Consider the following 12,520-nt stretch of genomic DNA (forward strand, 5'->3'; position numbering starts at 1 on the left):
TGTGAAAAGAGGCATCGCCAATTTTAAGTACCGGCTTTCCACCACACTGGCTTTAACTCCCGCAAAGCTTGCAGGGACAGCGTTTGGCCGATCCGCGGCGTCACAATTCGTATTCCTTTGCGTGCAGCCGCAGCAAACGCCCGCTCAACAGGCTCCGTCCAGCTATGAACGGATAAGGTGAAAGCACCCCAATGGATTGGCACTAGCACATCTCCACGCACATCCTCATGTGCCTGCACCGTCTCCTCCGGCAACATGTGAATATCCGCCCATCTTCTGTCATACTGCCCGCATTCCATTAGGGTAAGATCAAACGGGCCATACTTTTCGCCAATTTGCTTAAAATGAGGCGTATACCCGCTGTCGCCGCTGAAAAAGACGGCATGCGACGCGCCTTTGATCACCCACGAACACCACAGCGTCGCGCCGCGGTCCGTTAGGCTCCGGCCGGAGAAATGGTTAGCCGGCGTACACGCCAGTTCCAGCCCTGCGTAACTCGTCTCTTCCCACCAGTCGTGATCCTCGATCCGATCTTCCGATACACCCCAACGCCGCAAGTGCGAGCCGACGCCAAGGGGGACGATGAACTTGCCTACTTTATGCTGAATGCGCTTGATCGTGCCATAATCGAGATGATCATAATGATCGTGCGATAAAATGACAGCATCTACGCGCGGCAGTTCATGAATGTCAAACGGCAGCGTACCGCTGTAACGCGGCTTCCCAAACCACGGAAACGGCGACGGCGTGCGGCCGAACATCGGATCAAGCAGCAGCGTCTTGCCCTCGATGTGAAGCATAGCTGCGGAATGACCGAACCATGTCAGCTTCAGTTCTGAGGCGTCTGTCGACTCGAGCGCAGGCCGATCCATCTCTAGCGGCCGGGACGGCCTAATGCTCGGCGATGCCATTTCCCGCATCACCTTCACCATTTCCCCTACATTCATGTTCATATTCGGCGGCACCGGATTTTCGAATTTTTTGCCGGTAAATTGCCGCGAGCGCACAATCGCAGCGCTCTTCTGCCCGGCAGGTTTGCGCCCGAATGGCGGATATAGCCGCATAAAGCCCATAACCGCCAAAATGACGATAAGTATCGCGATGATCCAAACTGCTATCATTTTCTGTACCTCCATGCTGCATCGTCGTTCGTCCGCCAATCCCAATTCTTCTGCCATGGATTGCATAGACTAGATGTAATAACGTACAAAAGTCGGGCTTGGTTCCAAATATAATTTCCCTTGATAATCGGGACACCAGCACAATCCATCGCTTCGCCCAAACATTCCGCGAAAATGGTCATAAGCTATCATCGAAACACCAATCAAATAACACTTTGGAGGCTGATTTGAATGAGTTGTGGAACTGGTTATGGTACTTCTGCGGCGGCTGTATTGGTACTTTTCATCTTGCTTGTTATCATCACAAGTGCTTTTGTTTGGTAATTAAACCCGATACAAAGAGCCTGCCTGGTGAACCAGGCAGGCTCTTTGACATTAAAACCACTGTTTTTCAATCTCCTTCACGGATCTGCCATCAGCAAGATGCTATTCTTCCTGACTGACATTAAAAACCCAATAAATCTTATAGATTTATTGGGTGAGACATGAAAAGCTTATAGGCCTATTCTTCCCGCTTTCAAGACACCTTATGCTCAATCCGCAATTTATCCGCCACCATAGCGATAAACTCCGAATTTGTCGGTTTCGACTTCGAAATATTAATCGTATAGCCGAAAATAAAGGAGATGCTGTCGATGTTGCCGCGCGTCCAAGCGACTTCAATCGCGTGGCGGATGGCGCGTTCGACGCGGCTAGGCGTCGTTTTGTATTTTTCCGCGATGGCCGGATAAAGCGTCTTCGTGATTGCCCCCAAAATTTCGATGTTGTTATACACCATCGTAATCGCTTCGCGTAAATACTGGTATCCTTTAATGTGTGCAGGCACACCAATTTCGTGAATAATTGTCGTAATATTGGCGTCAAGGTTTTTGCCTTTCGGCATTTGCACGACGTTTGCCCGCGGTGCCGAAGAAGATGAAGGCGCAGACATCGCCAACGAAGGGTTACCCGCCAATTGGCGAATACGATTCGTGAGGGTTTCCATATCAAAAGGCTTCAGTATGTAATAAGATGCGCCAAGCTGTACAGCTTTTTGCGTAATATTTTCTTGGCCAAATGCGGTCAGCATAATGATTTTCGGCTGAGATGGCAGGTTCAGTTCGCGCATTTTCTCCAATACACCGAGTCCATCCAGATGAGGCATAATAATATCTAAAATGAGAACATCCGGTAACTCCCGTTGTTCTTCGAGAAAACGAAGCACTTCGTTGCCATTGTAGGCAACGCCGACAATTTCCATGTCCTCCTGTTCACCGATGAACTCTGATAATAAATGGATGAATTCGCGATTATCATCCGCAAGAAGCACTTGAATTTTCCGCAAAATAATATCCTCCTTTAGCATTCTAACCTGTTGGATTATTTTTCTCTCTTATGTAACGTATTCGACACTTCGTTTTAAAATCCTTCTGTCGAATATTATTTTTCTTTTCTTTTCTTAGATATTCTTATATAATAAAATATTTGTAGTTCATTCAACATTATTCGACAAATTCACTGCAATCTCGCTTGACGATTGTAGAATCCGCTAAAGAAAACATTAAAGAATCAAAGGCTTTAACTCGCCTTTGATTCTTTGAAGGAATCCTCTGCCGAAGGACGAAGGATAATACCGGAATCTTGAAGCATCCACTCAATAAAGCAACCATATCCGCTCGTTGGATCGTTTACGAAGACATGCGTCACTGCACCGATCAGCTTGCCGTTCTGAATAATGGGGCTTCCGCTCATGCCTTGTACGATTCCGCCGGTTTTCTCAAGCAGTCGCGGGTCGGTAATTTTAATGACCATGCCTTTCGTACCTGGAACATCCTGCTTTGAAACATGCACGATTTGAATATCGAATTTCTCCACTTTCTGCCCTTCCAACACGGTATAGATTTGCGCAGGACCTTCTTTGACTTCTTCTGCAAAAGCGACAGGGATCGCTTCCTTATCTAGACTATGGTCGGGAGCGCCATACATTTTGCCGAAAATACCGAATGCCGTATTGCGCTCAATGTTGCCAATCACTTTGCTGTCTTTATACAGCGTGGCATGTTTTTCTCCGGGGTCGCCATTATGGCTCTTGGAGATCGACGTCACATTCGAATAGACAATGTCACCGTCGCCCACTATAATAGGTGTCTGCGTATCCATATCCGTTATGACATGTCCTAGCGCTCCATAAACGCCTTGATCGGGCGCATAGAACGTCAAGGTGCCTACGCCGGCCGCGGAATCACGGATATAGAGGCCTAGTCGGTAGGACTTGTCCACAACATCGTAGACAGGCTGCAGCTTAATTTTCATTTCTTGATTATTGCGCAAAATCAACAACTCAAGCGGTGTCTTGCTTTCGCCGGATTTGGCGACCAGATCAGCGACCTTGCTGACGTCCTTGGAATCCTTACCGTTGATTTTCATAATCATATCGCCGACTTGAATTTTTGCTTCTTCCCCCGGTGAAACTTTTTGGTCTGGGGCAACAGTAACCAAGTGATGGCCCACGACCAGAATGCCGGCGGACTTAATCTTGACGCCGATTGTCTGACCGCCGGGAATCACTTTCAAGTCCGGCACGACGTTGACTTTTACTGTTTTGATCGGAATAGCTCCGAATAGCTTGAGTTTCATTTCGGTTTGACCGGAACGGTCGGATTGCAGAGAAATCGGCTCGTTCAAATTAACTTGAAATGAGTGCTCGGCACTGCCGTTAACTTTAACGATATCCGGATCTTTCACCGTGACTTGGGCGCTGACCGGCATCGCTAGCTGAAGCTGCTTACCTTGACCGCTAAATAAGCGAAGTTCCTGGGGGAAGGAGGCAAAACTTTGAAAAGGTGGGGACAAACTGACCAAACATACGAGAAAGACGAGCAAGAGTCCGAACAATCTTTTTCTTTGGCCTGACTGCACTATGATCACGCTCCCTCACAATTCCTTGAGCCCTGACGAACATCCTCGTCAAATGCGTACCTATAAGTTAACCCCAGTCCCCCTGTTTTATAACTGAAAATGATGCCTAACTATACTTTCATGTCCTTGCTTTCTTGTTTTTTGCCATGGTGAGCATTTCACCCGCATGATGAAGCGTCGTTTCCGTCACTTCCACTCCGCCGAGCATTCTCGCCAGCTCTTCGATCCGCCCGCTCTCCGGCAAATCCTGAACCCGCGTAAATGTGCGCTCCTGGTCAATCTCCTTGCGAATATAAAAATGAACGTCCGCAAAGCTCGCCACCTGCGGCAAATGCGTGATCGAGAACACTTGGCACGCTGCCGAAAGCACAGCCATTTTCTCCGCAATGGCTTGCGCTGCGCGGCCGCTAACTCCCGTATCGACTTCGTCAAACACCAAGACAGGAATCTGATCGATCCGAGCAAAAATGGCTTTCATCGCCAGCATAATCCGCGACAACTCCCCGCCGGAGGCAATCTTGCTTAAGCCGCGAAGCGGCTCCCCAGGGTTCGGCGCCATCATGAACTCGACTTGATCGATGCCCTGGCGGTTGAAGCGGACCCTGACACCATCAACTTCAATGCCTCGCTCGTCCGGGATTTGATCGATTTGTACGCTGAACTGCGTGCGTTCCATCTGCAAATCCCGAAGCTCATGCTCGATTTGTCGAGCCAAGTCTTCCGCAATGCGTTTGCGCAGCTTAGACAAATCCAACGCATGGGCGGCTAGCTCCGCCCCCGCCGCGGCCAGCTTCTGCTCGAGCTTTTGCACATATTCATCTTTATTCTCAATCGTGTCGACTTCCGCCTTAATCTTCTCTAAATACGCCAGAATCTCCGGAATATTCTCTCCGTATTTCCGTCTCAGTGTCGTGATCGAATCGAGCCGCTGTTCGATAAAATCAAGCCGAGAGGGATTAAACTCAATCTCATCACGATAATCCCTTAATTGAAAGGCCGCATCCTCCAATTGATAAAATGCGGTCTGTGCCTGCTCCAAAAGCGGGGCCAATTTCGCTGGATCAAGCTGAACGATGTCTTGTAGCCGGGAAACGGTTTTCCCTGCGGAATCCAGGGCACGATTCGTCGCATATAGAAAATCGTAAGCCTCCGACGAGCTTTGATACAGCTTTTCGGCGTTCGCCAGCTTGCGTTTCTCTTCGGCCAGCGCTTCGTCTTCGCCAACCTTCAGCTTGGCGCTCGAGATTTCATCAATTTGAAAACGGTATAAATCCAGCATCTGCAGCGCCTGCTTGCTCGTCTCCTGCAGATCGCGGAGTTCTTTCTCAATCCTTATATAAGCATTATAACTTGCCTCATAAGCGGCTTTGACCACTTCAATTTCCTCATCCCCGAAAGCATCCAGCGAATGAATATGCTCCTCGACTTGCAGCAAAGACTGATGCTCATGCTGGCCGTGGATGTTGACCAACCACTCCCCCGTTTTGCGCAGCATCGTCATATTGACCAATTGCCCGTTGATGCGGGAAGAGCTTTTGCCTGTCGCCGTAATCTCCCGCCGAATCACGAGATGCTCCCCTGGATCACCTTCAATCCCGAGCTCTGTGAGCGTCGCCCATACCGGATGATCCGAAGGCAGCTCGAACATTGCCTCAATCTCCGCTTTATCCGCACCGTAGCGGACCAACTCTGAAGAGCCTCGGCCTCCGGCAACGAGTGTCAACGCATCAATAATAATCGACTTCCCGGCGCCGGTTTCCCCGGTTAGCACATGAAAGCCGGATTTAAACCGAATATGTACATGTTCAATGACCGCTAAATTCCGAATGGATAACTCTGTTAGCATGCCCGCCTCCTGGAACATTTATGTATGTTAGTGTCTCAAGTTACTTCAAATTATGACCGAACACAGGTTCGGTGTCAAGGGAACAATTTCGAGAAATGAGGGCTACAATAGGAGCTGAAAGCGAGAAGAATATGCTCGAGAGCGAAAGAATCGAAGGCACGACAAATAAGGTCATGAGGGGGATCGCGAGGTTGCGTAAGTTGGACAATCGGGAGGGCCAAAGCCCTCCCAATTTGAGGAAAGTATGAATCTGCTACGCTAATAAAGACATGATCTCTTGCATAAAGGTTGTGCTGTTTTCTTTGCCGCGGCAGATCACAAGAATGGTGTCGTCACCGCAAATCGTTCCCATCACGCCGCTCCACTCCAAACTGTCAAGCAGGGCGCAAATCGTGTTCGCGGTGCCCGGCAAGCATTTCATCACGACCAGATTATCCGTATAATCAATCGAGACAAAATGGTCGCTAAGCGCCCGGCGCAGCCTCTGCATCGGATTGAAACGGGAGTCGGCGGGCATCGAGTACTTGTATCTGCCGTCATCGAGCGGTACCTTGATGAGATGAAGCTCTTTAATGTCGCGCGATACCGTCGCTTGCGTCACATGAAAGCCTGCGTCGCGCAGCGCTTCGACCAGCTCGTCCTGCGTTTCTATTTCATAGTTCGTAATGATTTCCCTGATTTTGACATGCCTCTGACCTTTCATCCTACACCTCTATGTGAAAAGTGATTTTCTTGATTTTTTGCACAGCCATATCCACGTAAAGGATGCCTTCGGCTTCCGGATACATCAGGCTGTACGGCAGCAGCATCTCGCGCACACCGCTTCCGGTCATTTCCAGCGGTTTGCGTTCTCTTGCCACTTTGACTAGCAGGAGCTGCCCATCCTTTTCTGCGAAGTAGTCGATAAACAACCGGCTTTCCAGTACGTCACGGTCGTTAATCGTCATGGTGATTGGAATTTTCGTTTTCCCGGCAAGCACATCGAACCCTGCACCTTCCAGAAGCTCGACCACGTCATCCTGCGGCACATTGGCATCGCTTGGCACACGAACTCGCTTCGGCATCGGACCCTTGAGCCATTTATTGAACCGCCAGAATAGAAAGCCCACGAAAATGATAAGGATTAACAAAATGACTTTGACATCGCCTTGTTCCACGTCCCTCACCTCGCCTAACTATTCGAGGGTGCGGATGAAAAATCCTTTTTAATCGGAAAAACTCATCTCCGGGCGCTCCAAACAAGCAGTCCCATTGATGAGTTTATTTGCCGTGCAATTTCTGCGATTCCTTCACAGTCTCAGCAATGATGACGTTCAGGTCAGTCGTTGCGGCGAGCGATTCCTCTTCGGAATTGCCCGCCCAATATGCGAGAAATTCAATATTGCCTTCTCCCCCGGTAATGGGCGAATACGTAAGGCCTTTCAGACGGAAGCCAAGCTCCTCCGCAAACGACAGAATCGTCCTCAACACGTCGATGTGAACGTCCGTGTCGCGCACGACACCCGATTTGCCTACCTTTTCACGGCCCGCCTCAAACTGCGGCTTAATCAGGGCCACAACCTGTCCCTGCTGTTGCAAGATCTCCTTCAGCGGCGGCAATATGATGCGCAGCGAAATGAATGAGACGTCGATGCTGGCAAAGTTCGGCCGCGGTCCCCCGAGATCTTCCGCTGTCGTGTATCGGAAATTCGTCCGTTCCATGACGCGTACTCGCTCGTCGTTCCGTAAGGACCAGTCGAGCTGGTTGTAGCCGACATCGACAGCGTAGACGAGCGACGCGCCGTGCTGCAGCGCACAATCGGTAAAGCCGCCTGTTGACGCCCCGATGTCAAGCATGACTGCCCCGGCAACGTCAATGCCGAACTGCTTGAGCGCTTTCTCCAGCTTCAACCCGCCCCGGCTGACGTAAGGGTGAATCGCGCCTTTGACTTTCAATGCCGCTTTGCGGCTTATTTTCATCCCGGGCTTATCCGCAGGCTCTTCGTCTGCAAAAACAAGGCCAGCCATAATGGCGGCCTTGGCTTTCTCTCTGCTTTCGAAATAGCCTTGCTCCAGGAGCAATACGTCTAACCGTTCTTTATCAGATGACATACCTGCTACGAGTCTCCTATTCGAATGCCCGCAAACGTCAAACGCGCTGACGCTTGCGCGGCGTTAATGACTTAACTTCAGCGACAAGGTGCTCTACCGTCAGGCCGACTTCCTCGCGTTGTTCTTTCACACTACCATGCTCTACAAAATAATCCGGAATTCCCATGACAGTCACATGCATGTTGAAATGCCGCTGCAAGGCATAGTATTCCATCACCGCGCTGCCGAAGCCGCCTTGAATCGCACCTTCCTCCATCGTGATGACCGGCAGCTCCTCTATCGCGAGCTGCTGCAAGAAAGACTCATCAAGCGGCTTGATGAAACGAGCATTGACGACGCGAAGCTGAATGCCTTCTTGGGCTAGCTGCTCTGCCGCTTCAAGCGCGATTTGCACCATCGGGCCTACGGCCAATACGGCGGCATGACCGCCTTCACGCAACGTTTCCCAGGTGCCGATAGGAATCGCCTTCGGCGGTGCTTCGATCGATACACCGGTTCCGCTGATCCGCGGATATCGGTAAGCGATCGGGCCATCGTTGTATTCTAGCGCCGTTTGCATCATATCGCGAAGCTCTTTCTCGTCCTTGGGCATCATGAGCACCATGTTCGGCAGTGATCGCAAGAAAGCGATGTCGTACACCCCTTGATGCGTCTCCCCGTCAGGGCCGACAAAGCCCGCGCGGTCGATGGCGAACACGACGTTCAGCTTAGGACGACAGATGTCGTGCACAACTTGGTCGTATGCGCGTTGCAAGAACGTCGAGTAGACGGCGAATACCGGCTTAAGTCCTTCGCTCGCCATCCCCGCGCACAGCGTTGCCGCATGCTGCTCCGCAATGCCGACATCGATCATGCGATTCGGGAAATGTTTCGCGAACTTGAGCAGCCCGGAACCGCCCGGCATTGCAGGCGTGACTGCGATAATACGTGAATCCTTTTCCGCAAGCTCGATCAGCGTGTTGCCGAAAACCTCCGTATACATCGGCGGCCCAGCGCTCTTGAGCACTTGGCCGGATTCAATTTTGTACGGTCCAAGGCCATGCCAAGTATGGGAGTCCTGCTCCGCGGGCGAGTAGCCTTTGCCTTTGGTCGTTACCACATGCACAAGCACGGGGCCGTTTATTTTCTCCGCTTGCTTGAGCGTATCCATCAGCACAGGAAGGTTGTGGCCGTCAACCGGGCCGATGTACGTAAAGCCGAGCTCTTCAAACCATACGCCGTTCAATACAAAATATTTGAGACTGTCCTTCAGCTTCTCCGCGGTTTTGGCCAGCGTGTCGCCGATGGCAGGGATTTTCTTCAGTAAATGTTCGACTTCTTCTTTCGCTTTCAAATAGTGACGATCCGAGCGGATTTTGCTCAAATAATTATGAATCGCCCCGACGTTGGGCGCAATCGACATCTCGTTGTCATTCAAAATGACAATAATATTTTTCTTCTCATGGCCGATATGGTTCATCGCTTCAAGCGCCATACCGCCGGTAATCGCGCCGTCGCCAATGATGGCTACGACTTTGTTATGCTCGCCTTTCAGATCCCGGGCCATCGCCATCCCCATCGCTGCGGACAGCGAAGTCGAGCTGTGTCCGGCTTCCCAGACGTCATGCTCGCTCTCGGAGCGTTTGACGAACCCGCAAAGTCCCTTGTACTTCCGCAAGGTGTCGAATTTGTCTCTGCGGCCGGTTAAAATTTTATGCACGTACGCCTGATGGCCCACGTCAAAAATCAGTTTATCATACGGGCTGTGGAACAGAGTGTGTAAAGCGATCGTAAGCTCAACCACGCCTAAGTTAGGAGCCAAATGGCCACCTGTGACGGAAAGCTTTTCAATTAGAAATTGACGTATTTCACCTGCCAACGTCTCAAGCTCCGACATCGATAACCGCTTCAAGTCCTCAGGCCGATTGATTTGTTCGAGCAGCACGCTTGTTTCCTCACTTTCTCCTCGTGAAAATGCTAAGATTTCACCATTATATCATAAAATCGCTATTACGTATAAAATCGTGCTGTAACCAGGGCAATTTGTGAATTCCCCTAGCTTTAATGGTCGCGTTTCATGAGGTAATCCGCGAGCTGCAATAGCCGCTCCGCATTCGGCAGCTTCGCTTCCTCCAGCGCTTGCTTGGCTTGCGAAGTTAAGCTGCGCACCATGTTTTCGGAAGCTTCCATGCCAATAAAGTATGGATACGTCACTTTCATCTGCTTCTCGTCGCTCTTCACCGGCTTGCCGAGCTTCGACTCGTCGCCGATAATATCCAAAATATCGTCCTGAATTTGAAAAGCAAGACCTAGCGCGTCGCCGAATGCCGTAAGTGCGTTCAGCTGCTCCGGCGTCGCGCCTGCAATATGACCGCCTGCACGAAGCGAAAACACCATGAGATCGCTCGTTTTGTGCCGATGAATAAACGTTAGTTCCTCCAGGCTCGTGATGCCTTGCTCACCCAGCATATCCGCCGCCTGGCCGCCGACCATTCCTCTCGCTCCCGCATAGGCCGCCAGCTCCTCGGTAATCGCCAACACCCGCTCGGCAGGCGCGCCATGCACCTTGTGGGCCAGCGCGACGCTGTAGAACGCCTGCGTCAGCAACGCATCCCCGGCCAAAATAGCCATCGCCTCTCCGTACACCTTATGATTCGTCAGCTTCCCTCGGCGATAGTCGTCATTGTCCATCGCTGGCAGATCGTCATGCACCAACGAATACGTGTGCACCATCTCAATCGCCAAGGCGACCGGCAGTGCCGCAGCATGGGAGCCGCCAAACGCTTCAGAGGCGGCCAACACGAGAATCGGTCTAAGCCGCTTCCCGCCGGCCATTAAGGAATAATTCATGGCTTCCCGCAAAAGGGCTGGCACCTGCCACTCCGCCGGCAAGGCGAGGAGCAGTTCCGATTCAATTTGTTCGGCATGGGATGAGATATATGTATGAATGTCGGACGTCGTTTTATTCAAGCTTAATTCCCCTTATCTTCCAAGACCGCTTGGAAAGGCTTGCGCGTTACGCCAGCTTCCCCTTCCACCAGCATCTCGATTTTCTTCTCGACTTGCTCCAGCTTCACACCGCACAGGTGGGACAGCCGAACACCTTCCTGATACAGCTCTATCGCTTTCTCCAGTGGCACATCACCGCTCTCGAGCTGGGCAACGATGCGCTCCAACTGCTCGATCGCCGTTTCAAAGCTTTCTTCGGTTTCTTTAATCGACATCCTTGTTCTCCTCCATCCCCGCTACTTGAACATGTACGCGTCCATCCTTCAATCGAAGGGTGAGACGATCCCCGATCTTCACCTGCTTGACCGACCTGACGAGCTCCGTCTCCCCCTCGTCATAGGCCAAACTGTAGCCCCGCTGCATAATCTTCAGCGGGCTCAGCGCGTCCAGATGACGGACGCGGCTCTGCCACTCCTGCTTCTTCGCTCGCAGGAGCGTCTGCATGGCCGTGTGCATCTGGCGGCTGGCGGTACCCAGCCGCTGGCGCGCATGCACGGCCTGCTCGGCCGGGGAGACGCCGGAGAGTCTGCGCTCCAGCTTCAATCGGCGCTGCGCCAGCTCCGCGAGGCGCTGCCGCATCCGGTAACCGAGCTGCTCCGCCAGCCGGTCGAGCCGCTCCGCAGGCTGCTGTAGCAGCTGCCTGCGCGGGTTCGTCAGGAACGGCGAGCGCTGCGCGCGCGCGAGCCGTTCCTGCTTGCGCCGCAGCTGCTGGAGCAGGCCATAGTGCGAGCGCTGCGCGAGCTGCGACAGCTGCTGCTTCAGCTCGAGGTGGTGCGGCACCGCGAGCTCGGCCGCGGCCGTCGGCGTCGGCGCCCGCAGATCGGCGACGAAGTCCGCGATCGTGAAGTCCGTCTCGTGGCCGACGGCCGAGATGACGGGGATCGCGGAAGCGCCGATCGCCCGGGCTACGGCTTCCTCGTTGAACGCCCAGAGCTCCTCGAGGGAGCCGCCGCCGCGGCCCACAATGAGCACGTCGGCTTCACCGAGGCGGTTCATGGCTTCGATCGCCTTGACGATCGAAGGCGCCGCTCCTGTGCCCTGTACGAGGACAGGGTACAGAAGAATCGGCACCGCGGGGAAGCGCCGCTGCAGCGTGATCATAATATCCCGCACAGCCGCGCCCGTCGGGGACGTAATGACACCGATGGCCCGCGGAAAACGCGGGATCGGTCTCTTGCGCTCGGCAGCGAAGAGCCCTTCGCCTTCCAGCTTCTTTTTCAGCTGCTCATACGCTAAAAATAGACTGCCGATGCCATCAGGCTGCATCGACGTCACGTAGAACTGGTACGCGCCATCTCGTTCATAGACGGAAATATTGCCGCGTGCCAGCACCTTTGTGCCTTCCTTCGGGATAAAGCCGAGGCGCTGATTGTGAGATGCGAACATGATGCTCTTGAGCCGTCCATCCGCGTCTTTCAGCGTAAAATACATGTGCCCGCTGGAATGATGCGTGAAATTGGATATTTCCCCGCGCACCCAGACGTCCTGCAGGCGAAAGTCGCCTTCCAGGAGCAGCTTGATATAGCGGTTGACCTCCTTGACGGAGAAAACCTTCGATTCGTTCCTCGCCATCGGC

Annotated in this window: 12 protein-coding genes; 1 reads left to right on the top strand and 11 read right to left on the bottom strand. The window is 52.4% G+C overall.

Going from position 1 to position 12,520, the window contains the following annotated elements:
• Positions 1–23: 23 nt before the first annotated feature.
• Entirely contained in the window at positions 24–1,121 is a 1,098-nt protein-coding gene (locus tag EJQ19_RS10625) for an MBL fold metallo-hydrolase (RefSeq protein ID WP_126141192.1), read from the bottom strand.
• Between the two features lie 231 nt (positions 1,122–1,352).
• Here EJQ19_RS10625 and EJQ19_RS10630 point away from each other — a divergent pair, with 231 nt between their 5' ends.
• On the top strand, positions 1,353–1,445 hold the full coding sequence (locus EJQ19_RS10630; RefSeq protein ID WP_082595420.1) for a YjcZ family sporulation protein: 93 nt from the start codon (positions 1,353–1,355) through the stop codon (positions 1,443–1,445).
• A gap of 193 nt (positions 1,446–1,638) precedes the next feature.
• On the opposite strand, the gene spo0A is transcribed toward EJQ19_RS10630, so the two are convergent.
• The 10 genes from spo0A to xseA form a co-directional block, all read right to left on the bottom strand.
• A complete protein-coding gene (gene spo0A / locus EJQ19_RS10635) occupies positions 1,639–2,445 on the bottom strand; it encodes a sporulation transcription factor Spo0A (protein WP_126141193.1) in 807 nt (268 codons plus the stop codon).
• A 233-nt stretch (positions 2,446–2,678) separates the two neighbouring features.
• Complete coding sequence (gene spoIVB / locus EJQ19_RS10640) at positions 2,679–4,019, bottom strand: SpoIVB peptidase (RefSeq protein WP_206438399.1); 1,341 nt, start codon at positions 4,017–4,019, stop codon at positions 2,679–2,681.
• Positions 4,020–4,137: 118 nt separating this feature from the next.
• On the bottom strand, positions 4,138–5,865 hold the full coding sequence (gene recN / locus EJQ19_RS10645) for a DNA repair protein RecN (RefSeq protein ID WP_126141195.1): 1,728 nt from the start codon (positions 5,863–5,865) through the stop codon (positions 4,138–4,140).
• A 253-nt stretch (positions 5,866–6,118) separates the two neighbouring features.
• Positions 6,119–6,568: a transcriptional regulator AhrC/ArgR gene (gene ahrC, locus EJQ19_RS10650; RefSeq protein WP_126141196.1), complete on the bottom strand. Its 450-nt coding sequence runs from the start codon at positions 6,566–6,568 to the stop codon at positions 6,119–6,121.
• A gap of 1 nt (position 6,569) precedes the next feature.
• Entirely contained in the window at positions 6,570–7,022 is a 453-nt protein-coding gene (locus EJQ19_RS10655; RefSeq protein WP_241242840.1) for a hypothetical protein, read from the bottom strand.
• A 103-nt stretch (positions 7,023–7,125) separates the two neighbouring features.
• A complete protein-coding gene (locus tag EJQ19_RS10660; RefSeq protein ID WP_126141197.1) occupies positions 7,126–7,956 on the bottom strand; it encodes a TlyA family RNA methyltransferase in 831 nt (276 codons plus the stop codon).
• A 37-nt stretch (positions 7,957–7,993) separates the two neighbouring features.
• Positions 7,994–9,880 carry a 1-deoxy-D-xylulose-5-phosphate synthase gene (gene dxs / locus EJQ19_RS10665; protein ID WP_126141198.1) on the bottom strand — a complete coding sequence of 629 codons (1,887 nt, stop codon included), beginning with the start codon at positions 9,878–9,880 and terminating at the stop codon, positions 7,994–7,996.
• Between the two features lie 116 nt (positions 9,881–9,996).
• Positions 9,997–10,884 carry a polyprenyl synthetase family protein gene (locus tag EJQ19_RS10670; protein WP_241242846.1) on the bottom strand — a complete coding sequence of 296 codons (888 nt, stop codon included), beginning with the start codon at positions 10,882–10,884 and terminating at the stop codon, positions 9,997–9,999.
• A gap of 23 nt (positions 10,885–10,907) precedes the next feature.
• Entirely contained in the window at positions 10,908–11,159 is a 252-nt protein-coding gene (xseB, locus tag EJQ19_RS10675; RefSeq protein WP_126141199.1) for an exodeoxyribonuclease VII small subunit, read from the bottom strand.
• Positions 11,149–12,516, bottom strand: coding sequence for an exodeoxyribonuclease VII large subunit (xseA, locus tag EJQ19_RS10680; RefSeq protein ID WP_126141200.1), 1,368 nt, complete (start codon positions 12,514–12,516; stop codon positions 11,149–11,151). The genes xseB and xseA overlap by 11 nt, the downstream gene beginning before the upstream one ends.
• Positions 12,517–12,520: the final 4 nt, after the last annotated feature.

The organism is Paenibacillus whitsoniae, from assembly GCF_003955665.1.
In the GTDB taxonomy this organism is placed as follows: domain Bacteria; phylum Bacillota; class Bacilli; order Paenibacillales; family NBRC-103111; genus Paenibacillus_E; species Paenibacillus_E whitsoniae.